The organism is Dyadobacter endophyticus (genome assembly GCF_014641595.1).
Taxonomy (GTDB): Bacteria; Bacteroidota; Bacteroidia; order Cytophagales; family Spirosomataceae; genus Dyadobacter; species Dyadobacter endophyticus.
The window spans coordinates 2,747,353-2,765,580 of record NZ_BMIA01000001.1; the positions used below are offsets into that span (position 1 = coordinate 2,747,353).

Sequence of the window (18,228 nt, forward strand, 5' to 3'; positions counted from 1 at the left end):
TATGTGGGTAAGACGCCATTTTCAAAAAAATCGGATGGCAGGTAACTTTTTTTGCCTATTTCTCAAAAACAGGTAGGGTATTGTTATCAAATTCTGTCTCTGTAACAAATGGTATACTAAATATTGGTCAGTTTGGAAAAGACGCAGAATATGAGTTTGACTGAACCTTTGCGGGAAAGTATTTTGATGCAGGCAAATTCCGAAAACAGTCAGGACACAGGTTCGGAGTTGCCTGTCGACAAGGAGTTTTTTATTAAAAGCGTATTTCAAACAGATGTCAAAAAGGGATACGACCTGTTATTCCGCCACTACTACGCGCCGCTATGCAGCCATGCCGTCAGGTACGTATATTCCAAAGAGGTAGCTGAGGATATCGTTTCTGAAACATTTTTATCGTTTTGGAAAAAGAGTGTGCATGAGCATATCACCACTTCGTTTCGCGCTTACCTGTTTGTGTCGGTGCGAAACAAATGTTTCAGCTATCTGAAGTGGGAATTAAGGAATGAAATAGCCGAAGAACTTGAAGACGCAACGCTCGTATCGGTACATATGCAGCCCGACCGTCTGATGGAGTTTGACGAACTCTATATGAAAATCGAGCGGATTATCGCCGGGTTTCCCGCTCAAAATCAGAAAGTCTTTTTGATGAGCCGCTTCGGCGGAAAGTCCTATCAGGAAATAGCCGACAAGCTTCAGATCTCAAAAAAGGCCGTCGAGGCACATATCAGCAAAGCACTTGTCGAACTGCGGAAAGCGCTCAGAAGCTACAACCTGATGATTATCGCGGGCCTTTCAGAATTGTTTTAACCCAGAATCTGTGGGCCGACAGAGGTCCCCTATTCCTCTGCCCCATGGCTAAAAAGATTAAAAAATGAAACCAGAATTGACGAAACATACTGTCTTCACCTACTTTTCGGGAGATGCAACCACTCTGCAGAAACAAATAATAGCAGATTGGCTTGCCGAGGGACGAAATGCGGAGACCTACTTTGAATGGCTGGAAGAATGGGAAAGGAGCCAGCTCCAGTTTCAGCCCGATACATCGGCAGCCTTGCTTGTAGTTACGGAGAAATTGGCCTGCGAGCATGAGCCTGCACCACATCAACCGGTACTTCTCGCCAGGAAAGCTTCCATAAGGACGGTTATGCTCTGGGCGGCAGCCAGCCTGTTCATAGTGGGGTTGGGCTCGTACCTGGGCAGGGACTTTTTGATGTACCGCACCTACGAAACTGCCTTTGGCGAGGTGAACAGGTTCCGTCTGGCAGACAGCAGTGTCGTATTCCTGAATGCAAATTCGACCTTGAAAGTCCCCAGATGGGGTTTTGGCAAAGCCACCCGGCATGTGTACCTGCAAGGCGAAGCCGAGTTCTCAATACGACATACCATTGACCACCAATACTTTAAAGTCCACAACGCGGACAATAGCCTGATTACCGTACTCGGGACCGAGTTTGTCGTCTACACAAATCCGAAGCAAACTAACGTGGTACTCAACAAAGGCAAGGTCGAGCTTTCTTCAAATGCCGGCGAAAAGCCCCTTACCATGCTGCCGGGAGATCGTGCAACCATCGGAAAAAGCGGAGAAATAAAGGTTGAGAAACTGTCCGAAGCGCAACTCGCGCAGCACTCGGCATGGAAGCAACACCGGTTTGTCTTTCATGATACGCCTTTGCGGGAAGTTGCCGCGAAGATTCACGAGGTGTTTGGGGTGGTAGTGAAAATAAACGACAACAAACTCGCGGCCCGGACCGCAACGGGCTCATTCCCTGCAGAGAATGCCGAAGAGCTGCTTTCAAACATGTCCTATATGTACAGCTTTGAAATAATGAAGGCCGAAAACAAGATCATACTGATTCCTAACCCTTAATTATTGTTTCATCCTAACCTGCCGATTTATGAATTTAAAGTTACAGCTGATAAGGTTTTTCTGCCTTTGTCTTGCAAGCGGCGCAATTCCAAATCCGGTTCAGAGCCAGCTCCTTGCCGATTCGAAGGCGATTTCGCGCCAGTCGGACACGAGGCCGCAGTTGAAGGAGCTGGCAGATATGCTGTTGATACTTAAAGACAAATATCAGGTGGATTTGCTCTTTGAGGAGAAAATCCTGCATAAGATCATGGTTCCGGCCAATAGTATCCGTCCATCGGCGTCCTTCGAAGCCAACCTGGAATTTCTGCTGGAGTCCACAGGGATACGATTCAGGAAGGTGAAGAAGGGCACCTATGTGCTGCTGGACGAAAAAATAAATCCTGCACCGATACAAAAAACACCGGGGGGTATTTCCGGTCAGCCGGCGGAGGGCAGCACCGTGAAGGCGTTGGAGCTTATGGGGAGAAAGATCAGGGAATTTTCGAAAACTAACGCGGATGTGCCTATTACCGGCCGTGTTACGGATGAAAAAGGGGAAGTACTTCCCGGTGTGAATATCACGGTGAAGGGTACTTTACGTGGAATATCGGCGGATGCGTCCGGCAATTACAGCCTGATGGTACCCGCAGGCGACGTAACGCTCGTTTTTTCCTTTGTCGGGTATGTAACCCAGGAAGTACAGCTTGCCAACCGCAAAACCCTCGATGTGATCCTGCGCCCGAACAATCAAAACCTGGACGAGGTAGTGGTCGTCGCCTTCGGGACCCAGCGGAAAGAAAGTATCGTTGGGGCGATTTCGACGATTTCTGCAAGCGACCTGAAAGTACCCGTCAGCAAGCTGAGCAATGCGCTGGCCGGTCAGATCGCGGGTATCGTCTCGGTCCAGGGAAGCGGCGAACCCGGCTCAGGGTCGAGTTTCTGGATTCGCGGCATCAGCAGTTTCGGCGCCAACAACACGCCACTGATCCTGGTAGATGGTATCCAGCGCTCTATGGACCTGGTCGACCCGGAGGATATAGAATCGTTTTCAATCCTGAAAGATGCCAGCGCAACCGCCGTTTATGGGGTAAGAGGTGCAAACGGCATTGTCCTGATCACCACGAAAAAGGGTAAATATTCTGATAAGCCAACCATTAATGTCCGCTACGAAAGGGGCTTTCTTGCCCCCACGAGGTTGCCCAAGCTGGCCAATGCAAGCCAGTGGATGGATTACTATAACGACATCAGTTATGACGCAAACGGATCCACCCCTTTCCCCGATCATATCAAACAGAAATATCTCTCGGGCGAAGATCCGGACCTTTATCCTAACGTAGACTGGATGAAGACGATTTACAAAGACGCGACAACCAGCAACCGCTTGAACCTGAATGTATCGGGTGGCGGCAGGATCGCCCGGTATTATGTTTCCGGTTCGTATTACAATGAAAACGGCCTTTTCAATCCGGTCGTCAGCAAGTCGTACAACCCTTCGGTGAGTTACAACAAATTCACCTTCCGGTCAAACCTGGATGTCGACATTACCAAATCCACAGAATTAAGCCTTAACCTGTCGAATACCTACGAAAATAAGAATCGCCTGGGAGTCAACATGGATGCCATGTATGTAATGGTAATGACAACGCCGCCTATTTCCATTCCGCCTTATTATTCCGATGGTACGCATGCCCAGCCGCTGGTCGGTGCCAATCCCTACTATTCGCTGAACTCCACGGGCTATTCCCAGGATTTCTGGAATACGTCGCAGTCGCTGATGAGCCTCACGCAGGACCTGGGTGATTTTTTGCTGCCGGGTTTAAAATTCAATATCAAGTTTTCATGGGATGCGACCAATGAATCGACCCTGGACAAAAGAAAAAATCCGGCGACTTACTACGCAACAGGCCGTGACGATAACGGGCGGCTTATCCTCCATAAGAACACCGACGGAAGCGATTATCTGTCATTGGCGAGATCCAACCGCGGCACGAAAACGACCAATCTCGAATCGTCGCTGAACTACGACAATGCATTTGGCGATCATCGCATAGGAGGATTGTTTCTATTTACCAGAAGAGAACATACCAACAATTTTCCTGGCGATTACATCCAGGCGTTCCCCTACCGCAACATCGGCATTGCGGGGCGGGTGACCTACGCCTTTCAAAACAAGCTCTTCTTCGACGGCAACTTCGGCTACAACGGCTCGGAGAACTTCGCTCCTGCCCACCGTTTCGGTTTCTTTCCCTCGATCGGCATCGGATATAACCTGAGCAGGGAGAAATTCTTTCAGAACCTGTTCCCGGCGGTTAACCTGATGAAGTTCCGGGGTTCTCACGGGTATATCGGAAACGACCAGATTGGCGGCGACCGCCGGTTTGCCTACAACTCGGAAATGAAGTATTCCAATTCATACACCTTTGGAACAACCGGCCAGAAATACATTACCGGTATTGCCACGGGAAACCCGGGGAACCCCAATGTCGCCTGGGAAGAAGCGATCAAAACCAATATCGGATTTGAGCTGGGTATTTGGGATAAGCTAAAATTGCAGGTCGATTATTTCAACGAGCGCCGCGACGGGATCTACATTTTACAACAAAGTGTGCCATCGGTGGTGGGGATCAATGTAGCGCAGTATGTGAACCTGGGGCAAATGGCGAACCGGGGCGTGGACGGCTCTGTCGAATACAGTTATGTGAAGGGCGACTGGCTGCTTTCGGCCCGCGGCAACTTCTCCTACAACCGCAACAAGGTGATTTACAATGATTCACCAACCCCGATATACGGCTACCAGGAAATTGCGGGACAAGCCTACGATCAGCAATTCGGATTGGTTTCAATGGGACTATTTAAGTCAGTGGAAGATATTGAACAAAGCCCCGTCCAGAAGTTCGGGTCGGTCGTGCCCGGTGATATCAAGTTCAAGGATATCAACGGGGATGGTGTGGTAGACAGCTACGACAGGATAGCCATCGGACGGACCACCGTGCCAGAACTATCCTATGGTTTCGGATTGAGCGCCAAATATAAACAATTCGACCTGTCGGCATTTTTTCAGGGAACAGGGCACGTGACCAGGATCATTGGCGGAGACCCGGTGCAAGGACCTCAGGGAAGTATCCTCGTAAACGGGCAGATCCTGGCCGACGCGGCCGAGAAAAGATGGAGCCTGCACAACCAGAACCCGAATGCCGAGTACGCGCGGATGTCCCTGGCTTACAATGAAAACAACCGGCAGGCGTCTACCTTTTATCAGAGAGACATGAGCTTCATCCGATTAAAGAACGCCGAAGTGGGTTATACCGTGCCGAAACGGATTGTCAACAAGGCGAAAATCTCCAACGTGCGCATTTACGCACAGGCAGTCAACCTGTTCACTTTCAGCAAATTCAAACTTTGGGACCCCGAATTAAATGCAAGCTTCGGGAACATCTACCCGCAAATGAAAACGGTAAGCTTTGGAGCAAGTCTTAATTTTTAATACCACCAACATGAGAAACTTTTCCATCATATTTGTCCTGTTATTAAGTGTGATCGCCTTCACGTCTTGCAGCGACTACCTCTCGGTAGAGTTGAAGAATGCGCTTACACTCGAAGAAACTTTCAATAAAAGGGCTACTACTGAGGCTTATCTTGCTCAGGTTTACAGCTTTTTGCCCGATGACTCCGACATGGTTGGCGGCGAAGCCTCCGTCGTTCCCAGATCGGACGAAGGCATGTTCTCCTGGTTGTCGGGCGTGTCGTGGCTCAATATGAACAACGGCTCATGGGGACCTACCACGTCGTCTTATGTAACCTGGAAAAATAGCTACACCGGTATTAACCAGGCAACAATCTTCATGAATAATGTCGATAAGAACGTGGAGATTGGCCCTGCCGAAAAGGAAGTAATGAAGGCCGAAGCCCGTTTTATCCGCGCGTTTCTGTACTTCAACCTGCTGCGGAAATATGGTCCCGTATATATCTGGGGAGACAAGGATCCCGATATTTCCATACGGCCGGAGTCGGTGGACCGTCACACAACCGAGGAAAACTTCGCATTCATCTTGTCGGAATTTGACAAATGCATAAGCGTCCTGCCCGTAACGATCACCGAGGACGCCTGGGCGGGACGGGTTACGAAAGGGGCTGTGCTCGCTGCCAAAACCCGTGCTACGCTTTATGCCGCACGTCCGCTTTTTAACGGCGCCGAGTTTCTCAAAGGAATGGTCAACAAGGAAGGTAAACATATCTTTCCTGAAAACGCCGATCCGGGAAAATGGGAAACCGCCGCGCGAACAGCGAAAGAGCTGATCGACATGAACCAGTACGCATTGTACACGGACAATAGCGAAACAGACCCCATGCGCAAGGCGATCAAATCTTACCAGGGTATATTTTTCAAATTCTGGAATTCGGAAGTGATTTGGGGCCGTTGGCTCGGTGCCGCGAATGCATGGGTCGTGAGGGCCAACCCGCCAAGAGTGGTCAAAGAGGGTTACGGTGGATATTCGCCGTCTCTCAAATTGGTCGATACTTATCCAATGGCGGCCAGCGGGCGCTATCCGGTGACGGGTTACGATGCGAATGGCTATCCGGTCATAGATCCGAAAGCGGGTTATCGCGAAGAAGGCTTTACGCCCGGCTACATCCATCCGGTCGACAACTGGAAACCCGTCAGGGCGCACAACAGCACGGTCGGCCGCGATGCGCGTTTTTATGCTTCCATTCTTGCCAATGGGTTCAACTGGTACAATCGCGGGGCCGGCGACAAGGTCGTTACATTTCATACCGGCGGCACTTCGGGTTACCAGGCTTCGGGAGATTGCGTGAAGGCAGGCTACCTGTTCAGGAGAATGAGTGACCCGAATAACAATACCGAAAACGGACAATGGGGACAATTCTGCTGGCCTATGTTCAGGTTGGCGGAGATCTACCTCAGCTATGCCGAGGCCTGCAATGAAAAACCGCAGCGGAATGAAGCGGATGCCTTGCTTTACATCAATAAGGTCAGAAACCGGAGCGGATTGAACAATTTACAGGTAGCATATCCGGAGGTAATCGGGAACCAGTCGCTACTGCGGGAGTTGATCCGCAAAGAGCGCATGGTAGAAATGGCCTTCGAATCGCACCGCTACCACGACGCCCGCACATGGCTTATTGCAGAGAAGGAATTTGTTGGTCCCAATTATACCAGAAACGTTGCTGCGACCAACTATGACGATTCGTGGAAGCGCTCCTCGACATTATTTCCCGGCACCAGGGTCTTTGAAAAGAAACATTACTTCTTCCCTATTAACCAGGAGCAGTTGAACGAAATGAAAAACTTCACACAAAATTATGGATGGTAGCCACATGAACAGCCGACCTACACGTATGAACAACACAAACAGCCTGTCACTACTCCTGATCTGCCTGCTCGCCATTGTCGCATCAGCCTGTGAAGATCGCCGCATGAATAACATGGCCGAAGACAAGGTCTCGCTCAACGATTTTGGTGAAAATGTGCAAAAAGTATTCAAATGGGAAAACTCCACCTACCAGCTTCGGGTCATCAAAAGCGGGGCCGGACAAACGGGCGGTGAGGTTACGCTCAGTGTCGACAAGTCGGTCCTAGACAAATACGGTGATACCTATACGCTACTACCGGATGAGCTCTACAAGGTTAAGACACCGCTCATTTCCCTGGGAAAATCAGATTACAGCGTCCCTTTTGAAATAGAATTTAATGCTGCCGGAATCGAAGCATTGCAGGCTGAAACCAAACTGCTGTATGCCGTACCTTTCCGACTTTCGTCCAATACGATTAAACCTGCTGCGGAAAGTCAGCTTTATTCCCTGGTCGTTCCCAAAATACTGAGTCCTTACATTCATTTTAAAACAGCAGGCCTTGCTCCCGATGCCTCGACCGTCAGCTTGGCAAATTCGCCTTCTGAATCAAGGTTTTACGCTTTTCTTCAAACCAATTATCATAACAAAACAGACTTGCGATATAAAGTCGAAATAAGCGAGGCTGCCTTAGCGGCCTACAACCTCGCCAATGGTACAACCCACAAACTCCTGCCCGCTGAGGCATATAAGCTTGACGAAAGCAGTTTTGTGATCGCAAGTCTGAACGACGAGCAGGCATTGTCCTATTACCTGCTGAAAGGCAAAGTTGCCAATGGCGAATACATGCTGCCGCTTAAAATTACATCGGTTTCGAAATATGGCATCGATCCCGCCCGGTCGACGATTTTTATCCCTGTTAAGATTCAGGATTAACCGGCAGATCGCATCAGGCCATTAATCAGCACAATAGTCTGAATCCTCGACTACTCATTTCATCATACTGATATTCGTCATGCCACCGTCCGCGAGAATTTCCGTTCCCACAATAAAAGCCGAGTCAGTCGAGGCCAGGAACACCGCCGCCTTTCCAATGTCGGACGGAAGACCTTGTTTGCCGATTGGAATAATGTCGATCCATGCCTGCTTTACCTGCTCCAAACGCGCTTCGGGAACCAGTTTGCCGAATACAGGCGTATCGATCGAGCCCGGTGAAAGGGTGTTGACCCGGATGTTTCTGGCCAGCAAATCCAGCGACAGGCCTTTCGCAAGCGAGATAATGGCCGCTTTGGCGGCACTGTAAATCGCCATGCCCGGCGCGGCGCGGTGGGCGGCGCTCGATCCGATCAGGATGACCGACGCTCCATCGTTCAGGTACGGCAGCGACTTTTGAACGGTGAAATAGGCGCTTTTAAGGTTTAAATCCATATACCGATCGTAGCCTTCCTCGGTCACATCGCTGATCGGGCCCATCGGCATGCCGTCCACCACACCGCCTGCATTCACGACCAGCACATCGATCTTGCCGAATGTTTCAGATGTTTTTTGAAAGATATTTTCCAAATCATCCTGGCTGGTAACGTCGCCCTGTATACCGACAAATCCGTTGCCCAATGCCTGGACGGAGCGGTTCAATGTCGTCTGGTTTCGTCCGGTGATGGCACCTGTTGCACCCTCATTTTTGAATGCTTCCGCGATACCAAAGCCGATACCACTATTGCCGCCGGTAATGACGGCCACTTTGTTTTTTAGCTTGTCCATGTGTTTTGTATTAAATCAATAGCGAGTTTGGGAGCATTTACAGCCCGTAAATACCGCCCGAAACGGAGATTTTTTCGCCGGTAATCCAGGCTGCGTCGTCAGATGCGAGGAACACGGCTACTTTGGCGATGTCGTCGGGCTGTCCCGTGCGGCCAAGCGGCGTGGTGTCGATGAGTTTTTTTTCAAAATCGCTACCGATGAAGCCTGCGCTGCGTGCGCCTTCGGTTTCTACCACGCCGGGCAGAATGGAGTTGATTCGTATGTTTTTGCCGCTGAATTCCTTGGATAATGAAATCGTAATAGCATCCAGCGCAGCCTTGGTGGCCGAGTACACCGATCCGGTCGGGAGTGGCGTGCGGCCTGCTTCGGAGCTGATATTGATGATATTGCCGCCAGCATCGCCGAACAGTTTCAACGACTCCTGGATGGCAAGAATGGAGCCGAATACATTGATATTGAACTGTTGATGGAAGGTCCCGGCCGATACCTGTTCGATCGGCTCGTACTGGTAAATCCCCGCATTATTGACCAGAATATCCAGCGAGCCAAATGCATGTTTCGTCTCCTCGAACATGCGCACGACATCGTCTTCTTTTGATACGTCACCTTTTACAGAGATGGCCCTGCCTCCATTTTCGGTAATGGCTTGCACCACCTTGTCGGCATCTTCCTTACTGGATGCGTAATTCACCACTACTTTTGCGCCCTCTGCTGCGAATTGTTTGGCGATCGCCGCGCCTATGCCTTTGGATGCGCCGGTCACCAAGGCCACTTTGTTTGCTAATCTGTTCACTTTTTCAATCCATTTAAGTTTGGATTACAAAGCTAGGTCACGTTAGTTACTTTTCGTAACTTTGTGTCGAAAAGTAACAGTAACATCCAGGTAACAAAGTAACATATGGAGTGCGAACCACGTCAGATCGATAAGCATAAAAAGGAAATGATGGCTGTCCAGGATTCGATGGACGTGCTCAGCGGCAAGTGGAAGGTTTCGATCATTTCATCCATTTGCTATTATAATAAACGGCGGTTTTCCGACATCCTCAACGATGTGGATGGTATTTCCAACAGGATGCTCAGCAAGGAATTAAAAGAGCTGGAAATCAACCAGCTGGTAAAACGGACGGTGCTCGACACCCAACCCGTGACTGTCCAATACGAATTGACGGAGCACGGTCTTACGTTAAAGACCATCATCAATAACCTGACCGATTGGGGTATGGAGCATCGCAAAAAGATCATCGGAGGATAAGCCGGCAGGAAATTCTCCTACCGGCTTCGCTACGCTCAACCCGAGCCACCTCACTTGGGCATCAGCACTGTATCAATTACGTGAATTACCCCATTAGACTGAAAAACATCAGCAATGGTGACCATCGCTTTGTTTCCTTTGGCGTCGGTCAGCACGATTTTCTTACCCTTCTGCATGGCAGTAAGCTCTCCGCCTCCCACAGTTTTCAACATTGCTTTGCCGTCTCCATCCTTGATAGCTTTCATCAGATCGGCGGCGCTCATGTTGCCCGCTACCACGTGGTAGGTCAAAATGCCTGTCAGCATTTCTTTGTTTTCTGGTTTTACCAACATGTCAACCGTTCCTTTCGGCAATTTATCAAACGCCATGTTGGTCGGCGCAAATACAGTGAATGGCCCCGGGCCCGATAAGGTTTCTACCAAACCCGCGGCTTTCACGGCTGCTACCAGTGTAGTGTGATCCTTGGAATTGACTGCATTCTCGATAATGTTTTTGGATGGGTACATAGGTGCCCCCCCGACGGTTACGGATTTCTCTTGCGCAAACGAATAAGTACCGATAAAAAGCAATGTGGTGAGTGCCGTCAAAAAATGTAGCTTTTTCATAGTGTAAGTTATCTTGATAGTGAAAAACAAGTGTGTGTGATCGATCAACACGACCAATCTACGCGGGCTGCCAGGTGATTGGATCAGTTTACCCACTTATTTTCATCAAATTTCAAATACAATACTATTAACTATTTAATTTACAGTACTTTAAGTCACACAAAATTGGTCGATATACGTCGAAAACGTATATCGATGATTGGATTAAACATAGATTTCCAGGGAAAATATTTTTTTTCACGCCTTGATCTTAAGTAAAAAAAGAGGCGTATGTCTCCCCGAAACTCATTCAAAATGAAAGGGAAACAAGCTCTTAAACTTTTACTGATCTAGATTATGCACACAAACAAGAAGTACGGCTCCTACGAAGTAGACGAAGAAGGGGCATCACTGGTCAACAGACGTTTGTTTTTAAGTTCGGCGGGACTGACCACAGCATTTGGTACTATGTTGATTGTAACGGGCTGTACCAAGGAAGATCACCAGATTCCTGGCATGAGTGACGCCGTAGACCTCGGCTCCGGGGATATCGGCGTGCTCAATTATGCGTACGCACTGGAACAACTTGAAGCGGCATTTTACGCAAAGGTGATAGACTCGCCTTTTTCGGGTATGACCGACGCGGAGAAGACGATCCTAACCGAGATCCGTGACCACGAGATTGTTCACCGGGAATTTTTCAAGGCAGCATTGGCAGGTAACGCTATCAAAGGATTGACTCCCAATTTCGACGGAATCGACTTTGGCAGCAGAACAGCAGTTCTGGGTGCAGCCAAATTGTTCGAAGATACTGGCGTAGCTGCATACAACGGCGCGGGAAAACTGATTAAAGACCCGAATTACCTGCTGTTGGCCGGAAAGATTGTCTCCGTTGAAGCACGCCACGCGGCAGTTATCCGTGACCTGATCAACCCCAAGTCTGCCGATTTTGCCGGTGACGACATCATCGATTTGAATGGCATGGACAAGGCCGTTGCGCCTGCTGACATTCTTGCGGCAGTCAAGGGCTACGTTAAAGACACAATTAATGGTGCTAACGTAGGTAAATAATCGTATTCACACTAACCGGATCAGACACAATGAATATTTTCAAAATTATAGATCAGTTTCAGCAAATTGACGGCGATGCCGTGGGGAGACTCGAATATGCATCGCGCCGCCACTTCATGAGCAAGGTCGGAAGTAAGCTGGCTTCCGCCGCAATTCCAACGGCATTTGCAGCGATTGTAAATAAAGCATTTGCACAGTCGGCAGCGGCTATCGATGTGCTTAATTATGCATTAACACTTGAATATCTGGAAGACGAATTCTACAAAGGAGGCCTGGCGGCAGCGAATTTGATCCCTGCATCGGATAAATCGATATTTATGCAGATCGGCAAACACGAGTCGCAGCACGTCGCCTTTCTGGTGAAAGCGCTTGGCGCGAAAGCTATTGCCAAACCCATGTTTGATTTTACCTATAAAGGGGCATTCGCCGACGTATTCAGTAACTACAACACCTTTGTGACGGTTTCAAGCGCGCTGGAAGATACGGGTGTACGGGCCTACAAAGGCCAGGCCGGAGTTTTGATCGCCGACCCGCAGATTCTGGAATATGCATTACAGGTTCACTCGGTGGAGGCGCGCCACGCGGCTGTCGCCCGCAGACTCGCGGCCACGCTATTAGGAATGCCCGCCATGAAGGGCTGGATTACAGGCAAAGAAGGAGCCGTACCGGCTATTTATGCCGGGGAAGACAATATGACCCAGGGTGGGGTGAACATTAAAGGTTTGGCTTCTAAAACGGACGCTGCTGTTACAGAAGCGTTCGACGAGCCGTTGACAAAGGATGCGGTATTAGCTATTGCCGGTCCATTCATAAAAGGTTGATTGAGTTGTATAGTAAAGCGAATTGATCGCAGTTTAAAATCCGTTGTCACAGGTACAACGGATTTTTTTGTTCATAATCCAATTTCCATCGGCAAAGCCCAACGTCCCGTCAACATTCAAATCAATATCCGCAGGGCGTTATCTGTTGTTCAGTCATAGCATCCCGCTTTTAACATTCATCAAGACAATTAGGATAAATCGAAATTTAACATAACCAATAAATCCAAAGACCGGCTGGCGACGTAAGTGGGTTATCAAACTACATAACTCAATCACGTTCCTATGAAATTACTCAACTTTCGCCTGAGGCCGGTGGTTGCCGCCCTTAGCTTCATTCTCTCGTTCTCCATGTATTCCTGCGAGGATCACCGCGTGCCGCCTTCCGGGCCGTCACTCCCCGACAGGGTCTTCTACGCATTGTCGGATAACAACCAGTTGCATGAGATCAACATCCGAAACACCGCCGTGCCATTACGCACTTTTGCCGTAACCGGTCTTGAACAGGGTGATATGCTGAAAGGCATCGATTTCCGCCCGGCCACGGGACAGCTTTACGCGATCGGTTCGATGAATAACCTTTATCAGGTGAATATTAAATCCGGTGACCAGGAAGGAAAGGCTACCCGCATTGGCTCAGCTCCGATTGCCGCTACTTTGAACGGTCATATCGGTTTTGACTTCAACCCCACCGTCGACCGCATCCGGGTGGTGACCAACTCGACTCAGAATCTGCGCCTGCATCCTGAAACGGGTGCAATTGTTCCGGGCGACTCTCCATTGAATGGTTATGCCAATCCGATGATCGGCGCGGTGGCCTACACCAACAGTCGCGCGGGCGTTACCGCCGCTCCTGCGGGCGCGGGCACGACGCTTTACGACATCGACCCTTCGACAGACATGTTGTACATACAAAACCCTCCCAATCCCGGCGGTTTAGTACCGGTAGGTCCACTCGGCCTGAACATCCAGGAAGTAGGCGGATTCGATATCTCCCCCGACATAACTCCTTCTGATATTTACCCAATTGTCTCTGTCAAATTCGACGACAAATGGGAGCTTGATTTTGTCGATTTGGCTACCGGCAAACTTCAAAAACTGGGCAATTTCCCTACTAATACGAATGTTATCGGCATTGCTATCCCCCCGCTCCCTGTCGCCTATGCTTTGACCGACAGTGGTATGCTGAAAATTTTCAACCCTGAAAACGGCATGGATTACGGCACTAAGTCGATCCCAACCATCCCAGGCGTCACCTTGCAAGGCATAGATATCCGCCCGGCTAACGGCAGGCTGTACGCACTCGGCAGCAACAGCAAAATCTACGGCATCGACCTTGGAAGCGGAGCTGCGACCGAGCTGGCAAGCCTGAAACTGGCCGACAACACCCCGGTAATGCTCAGCGGAACTTATTTCGGCGTCGATTTCAATCCAGTGGCCGACCGCCTGCGTGTTGTAAGCGACAATGGACAGAATCTTCGCATTAACGTAAGCGACGGGGTTACAGCCGTAGATCAACCCCTCAAAATCGGTATGGCAGGCCCGATTCCCTTCATTACCGGCGTTGCCTATACCAACAGCTACCCGGGCACCACTACCACGATGCTCTTCGACATCGACAGCCAATCGAATACATTATACTTACAGACACCGCCCAACAACGGTGTGATGGCCGACCCGAAAGCGCTGGGCATCGATGTAAGTTCCGGCCTCGGTTTCGACATCGGTAATATCTCCGGCAAAGGTTACGCCATCTTCACAGTGGGACTCAACACCGGCTTTTATACAGTCGATCTGACTACCGGCGCGACCACGCACAAGTTCCCGTTCAGCGGACCAGTAAAAGGGCTTGCCATTGGGTTCGGGTTATAAATTTCAAGCTTTTGGAAAAAGCACCTTCCGGTTTGACCGGAGGGTGCTTTTTCACGAAAGAACGACCGCATTGATGATGGATTAGAAACTAATAGATAATGTCTGGACGGCACGGGAAGTGACTCAATCATCATGACCAGGGTTAGCTATATCATCCCCCGGTTGAATAACCGCATCTGATGGTAAAAATGCTGCTAATCGTTCAAACATTTCATGTCAAACAATATCCTTTCGGCTGATCAGCACGATGCTCGCCAATGCACCGGAAACATAAACCGCCAGACCGATCCATAAATACGAGTATTGCCAATCGGCCATTTGCAGTGAATTGTTCAGAAAACCAATGGGCCACAGGTACGGCGACGCTTTGCTGATTGCAAAGCCACGTGAAATGGCGCCTGCCATCGCGGCGAAAAGCCCGAGGCCTGCCGGCACGATAAAGCTTGCAAATTCCATACTGATGTATAGCTGAATAACAATCATCCCCCCGCCGGCCAGAAACATCAGTAAACTTGCTTTTGATAACACTTCGTGCATAGAATATGACTGGAACCCGTAGCGGGGTTTAAGAATACCCAGCAACCATCCGGCCATCTCGGAAAAGCCGTACAATGCGATGTGGCTCAGCGAGATAAGCCCCGTAAGGATCAACAACTTCCCCGCATAAATACTCCATTTCGGCACCGGCAGACTGTATAAATAGGCGAAAGCGCGGTTCTGATGCTCCATGGCGCTATACAGCGCAGATTGAAGTGAAACGTAAATGGGGAAAACAAACAGCGCCCAGCCTACCAAAATATGCCCTGAGAAATTGTCCCAGGGATTGATATCGGGCCCGTAAAATCGGTCCCCGTCCGCATATGCGGCTACGAAGGCGACCGTCACTACAAATAAGGGCGCAAAAAGCGCAAGCCATGGCACCAGCGTGTTTTTGATCTTGATTTTCTCCATAGCCACGCTGCGGGATAAATAACTAAAACTATTCATATTGAAGCGTTAGTAAGGTTCAGAAATATATCTTCCAGGGTTACAGCCGAATGCCCGTGCAAGTTTGGAACTGCACCGATCCGCAATTGGTATGCTTGATACAGCCCTCCTATCGGCCCTTGAAATAATAGATGGCCGTTATGGATGATCGCGACATCGGTCACCATTTTCTCCATTTCGCTCAACAAATGGCTCGATACAAAAATCGTTTTACCGTGCTCCTGGCTCAATTCAATGAGCAAGCTGCGGATTTCGCGAATCCCGGCCGGATCCAGTCCGTTGGTTGGCTCATCCAGGATCAGTAAATCAGGATCGCCAAGCAAGGCCAGCGCAATGCCCAACCGCTGGCGCATGCCCAGCGAGTACCCTTTCACTTTTAAAGAGGCATCGTCGGTCAATCCTACCATGCGCAGTACTTTGCCTACCTGGTCACGATCTGCATTGCGTGCAAGCCTGGCGATTTCCAGATTCTGCTGCCCGGTAAGATGCGGATAAAGGGTCGGTATTTCAATCAAGGCACCTACCCTGCGCAGTATCGACAGCCGGTTACCGTTGATATCCTGGCCAAACAAGGTTATGCGCTGTTTGCCGGTTTGGATCAAGCCAAGTAACAAACGGATCGTTGTCGTTTTACCGGAACCATTTGGTCCCAGGAATCCAAAAATAGATCCCGCGGGAACTTGCAGGCTAATATTTTGAAGGACCTGTCGCTCACCGTAAGCATAAGCTAGCCGGTCGGTCTGGATTATATAGGCACTCATAGCTGTTTGATTTTTTGTCAAAAGAAACTGCTGTTTGCTGTATGACAAACCGTAATCCGTAGACCCGGAATCCCTGGCCGCCAAAAATGGATTTATAACCATCATCGGTTTGAGGGAGCTATAAATGGTGTCTGGCCTTTGGAATTGCCTGTCTGAGGGAAAAACAGAAAAGGCAATGTTGTAATTTTGTAAATTACCCGGATGATGCATATCCGACTACAAGACTTGTTTTACCGGCCATTTCCTGCTCGTTTGCCTGTCTGGGTCCATGCTGTGGTCTGGCTGGTGTACTTGATGTTTGTGCTTTACATCAATCATTTGCAGGGCCTCGATTTCCTGGTGGGCTATCCGGGCATCTACATTTTTGCCCAGGCGATTATCTTTTATTCCAATTATAACTTTCTCATTCCTTCGTTACTTGGGGAAAAGAAACTTACCTGGTTTTTACTAATTAATCTTCTGCTCGCTGCCTCTTTGGTTGGCATCTTCATTCCGCTTTATCATGGGCTGCGTGGCTGGTCGCTGGGGTCGACGTTGGTAGCTTTCCCATTGTCGTACGGGGATCAATTTGTGCTTAGGTTTTTCGAGTTGCTGTTAATGGCGCTGCTGGCGTGCCTGACCCGATTTGCCGTTGACTGGTTTACTTTTCAGCAAAAAACACGGGATATGGAAAATCTTCAACTAAAAACTGAACTTGCATTCCTTCGCTCCCAACTCAATCCCCACTTTCTTTTCAACACACTCAACTCCCTGTACGCGCTCGCGATCAGGCAGGCACCCGGCACGCCCGACGGCATTATGCATCTTTCACAGCTGATGCGCTATGCTTTATATGAAACTAATGAAGAACGCGTAGCGCTTTCAAAAGAGGTAGAGATGATCGAGAATTTCATCGAATTACAGAAATTGCGCCTTCCCCTCGACTTCCGCATTGATCTTACGGTCGAGGGAAATGTAAACGAGTGTGTAATAGCGCCGTTCCTGGTGATGCCCTTGATCGAAAATATGTTTAAACACGGGACTGAATTTGCTTCTATTTCTGTCAAGGTGGCCGAAAACCGCTTAACGCTGGTCACGGTTAACGGAATTCAGCAGCCTGGTGGTTATGAACCGGGCGGGATCGGCCTGGCAAATCTTCAAAGACGGCTTTTGCACCTGTACCCCGACAAATATTTCTTTCAGGTTGAAAATAGCGCCCTAGGTTTTCAAGCTACCCTCACTTTGACTTTAAACTGACACGATATGAAGATCCGTTGCCTGGTGGTGGACGATGAACGGCTGGCCCTGGAAGTAATGGAAAGCTATATTGAAAGGGCACCTTTCTTGCAATTGGCGAAACTATGTTCGACGCCGTTGGAAGCGCTTGATTTTTTATCTAGAAATACGGTCGATGTGATCTTTCTGGATATTGAAATGCCCGGCCTTACCGGTTTGCAATTGCTGCAAACCCTTAAAGCCCCTCCGGCGGTAATCCTGACCACAGCCTATCCACAATTTGCTGTCGATGCATTTGAACTCAATGCAGTGGATTACCTGCTCAAACCTATACCATTTCCGCGGTTTCTGACAGCTGTTCAAAAAGTCCAGTCGCTCGTATCTGCAAAGGCAGCTGTAAGTCCTGCACTTGAAAACAGGACAAATGCATCCGCGGGGCCTATGTTTATTAAATCAGGCACAAAGACCGTGCGCATCGACTTTACGGATATCCTTTTTATCGAAGCCAGGAAGGATCATGTGTTGATTATCACAAAACAGCATAAAATTGCCACGCAGCTTTCAATGGCCACTCTCCTTGAAAAATTACCTGCGGAGCAATTCCTGAGAGTACACCGGTCATTTATTGTTTCCATTACAAAAATCGAGACGATTGAACGAGGGCGGATACTGATCGAAAAGACGGAAATACCCATTGGCGAGTTTTACCGCGACGGAGTTAATGAACGCATACGTTTCCAATAGAACTTTG

At 49.2% G+C, this 18,228-nt stretch carries 16 protein-coding genes; 11 read left to right on the top strand and 5 right to left on the bottom strand.

Going from position 1 to position 18,228, the window contains the following annotated elements:
- The first annotated feature begins 150 nt into the window (after positions 1-150).
- From IEY24_RS11005 to IEY24_RS11025, 5 genes are all read left to right on the top strand, one after another.
- Positions 151-807: an RNA polymerase sigma-70 factor gene (locus IEY24_RS11005; protein WP_188931608.1), complete on the top strand. Its 657-nt coding sequence runs from the start codon at positions 151-153 to the stop codon at positions 805-807.
- Between the two features lie 64 nt (positions 808-871).
- Positions 872-1,867, top strand: a complete 996-nt coding sequence (locus tag IEY24_RS11010; RefSeq protein ID WP_188931609.1) for a FecR family protein — start codon at positions 872-874, stop codon at positions 1,865-1,867.
- Positions 1,868-1,895: 28 nt separating this feature from the next.
- Entirely contained in the window at positions 1,896-5,330 is a 3,435-nt protein-coding gene (locus IEY24_RS11015) for a SusC/RagA family TonB-linked outer membrane protein (RefSeq protein ID WP_229221897.1), read from the top strand.
- 10 nt (positions 5,331-5,340) lie between these two features.
- Complete coding sequence (locus IEY24_RS11020) at positions 5,341-7,179, top strand: RagB/SusD family nutrient uptake outer membrane protein (RefSeq protein ID WP_188931610.1); 1,839 nt, start codon at positions 5,341-5,343, stop codon at positions 7,177-7,179.
- A 25-nt stretch (positions 7,180-7,204) separates the two neighbouring features.
- Positions 7,205-8,092: a DUF1735 domain-containing protein gene (locus IEY24_RS11025; protein WP_188931611.1), complete on the top strand. Its 888-nt coding sequence runs from the start codon at positions 7,205-7,207 to the stop codon at positions 8,090-8,092.
- A gap of 54 nt (positions 8,093-8,146) precedes the next feature.
- Here the strand turns inward: IEY24_RS11025 and IEY24_RS11030 are convergent, their stop codons facing one another.
- Both IEY24_RS11030 and IEY24_RS11035 read right to left on the bottom strand, forming a co-directional pair.
- Positions 8,147-8,917, bottom strand: a complete 771-nt coding sequence (locus IEY24_RS11030; RefSeq protein WP_188931612.1) for an SDR family oxidoreductase — start codon at positions 8,915-8,917, stop codon at positions 8,147-8,149.
- A 37-nt stretch (positions 8,918-8,954) separates the two neighbouring features.
- On the bottom strand, positions 8,955-9,710 hold the full coding sequence (locus IEY24_RS11035) for an SDR family NAD(P)-dependent oxidoreductase (protein WP_188931614.1): 756 nt from the start codon (positions 9,708-9,710) through the stop codon (positions 8,955-8,957).
- Positions 9,711-9,815: 105 nt separating this feature from the next.
- On the opposite strand from IEY24_RS11035, the gene IEY24_RS11040 reads away from it, so the two are divergent.
- Positions 9,816-10,169, top strand: a complete 354-nt coding sequence (locus IEY24_RS11040) for a winged helix-turn-helix transcriptional regulator (RefSeq protein WP_188931616.1) — start codon at positions 9,816-9,818, stop codon at positions 10,167-10,169.
- A 50-nt stretch (positions 10,170-10,219) separates the two neighbouring features.
- On the opposite strand, the gene IEY24_RS11045 is transcribed toward IEY24_RS11040, so the two are convergent.
- Positions 10,220-10,774, bottom strand: coding sequence for a fasciclin domain-containing protein (locus IEY24_RS11045; protein WP_188931618.1), 555 nt, complete (start codon positions 10,772-10,774; stop codon positions 10,220-10,222).
- Positions 10,775-11,110: 336 nt separating this feature from the next.
- On the opposite strand from IEY24_RS11045, the gene IEY24_RS11050 reads away from it, so the two are divergent.
- The 3 genes from IEY24_RS11050 to IEY24_RS11060 all read left to right on the top strand — a co-directional run bounded on the left by IEY24_RS11050 (position 11,111) and on the right by IEY24_RS11060 (position 14,514).
- A complete protein-coding gene (locus tag IEY24_RS11050) occupies positions 11,111-11,824 on the top strand; it encodes a ferritin-like domain-containing protein (RefSeq protein ID WP_188931620.1) in 714 nt (237 codons plus the stop codon).
- A 29-nt stretch (positions 11,825-11,853) separates the two neighbouring features.
- Positions 11,854-12,645: a ferritin-like domain-containing protein gene (locus tag IEY24_RS11055; RefSeq protein ID WP_188931622.1), complete on the top strand. Its 792-nt coding sequence runs from the start codon at positions 11,854-11,856 to the stop codon at positions 12,643-12,645.
- Between the two features lie 282 nt (positions 12,646-12,927).
- A complete protein-coding gene (locus IEY24_RS11060; RefSeq protein WP_188931624.1) occupies positions 12,928-14,514 on the top strand; it encodes a DUF4394 domain-containing protein in 1,587 nt (528 codons plus the stop codon).
- 216 nt (positions 14,515-14,730) lie between these two features.
- Here IEY24_RS11060 and IEY24_RS11065 read toward each other — a convergent pair whose 3' ends face one another.
- Positions 14,731-15,501: an ABC transporter permease gene (locus tag IEY24_RS11065; RefSeq protein ID WP_188931625.1), complete on the bottom strand. Its 771-nt coding sequence runs from the start codon at positions 15,499-15,501 to the stop codon at positions 14,731-14,733.
- A complete protein-coding gene (locus IEY24_RS11070) occupies positions 15,498-16,262 on the bottom strand; it encodes an ABC transporter ATP-binding protein (protein WP_188931628.1) in 765 nt (254 codons plus the stop codon). Before IEY24_RS11070 ends, IEY24_RS11065 begins: the two co-directional genes overlap by 4 nt.
- A 201-nt stretch (positions 16,263-16,463) precedes the next feature.
- On the opposite strand from IEY24_RS11070, the gene IEY24_RS11075 reads away from it, so the two are divergent.
- Both IEY24_RS11075 and IEY24_RS11080 read left to right on the top strand, forming a co-directional pair.
- Entirely contained in the window at positions 16,464-17,498 is a 1,035-nt protein-coding gene (locus IEY24_RS11075) for a sensor histidine kinase (RefSeq protein ID WP_229221907.1), read from the top strand.
- A 6-nt stretch (positions 17,499-17,504) separates the two neighbouring features.
- Positions 17,505-18,221 carry a LytR/AlgR family response regulator transcription factor gene (locus IEY24_RS11080; RefSeq protein WP_188931632.1) on the top strand — a complete coding sequence of 239 codons (717 nt, stop codon included), beginning with the start codon at positions 17,505-17,507 and terminating at the stop codon, positions 18,219-18,221.
- Positions 18,222-18,228: the final 7 nt, after the last annotated feature.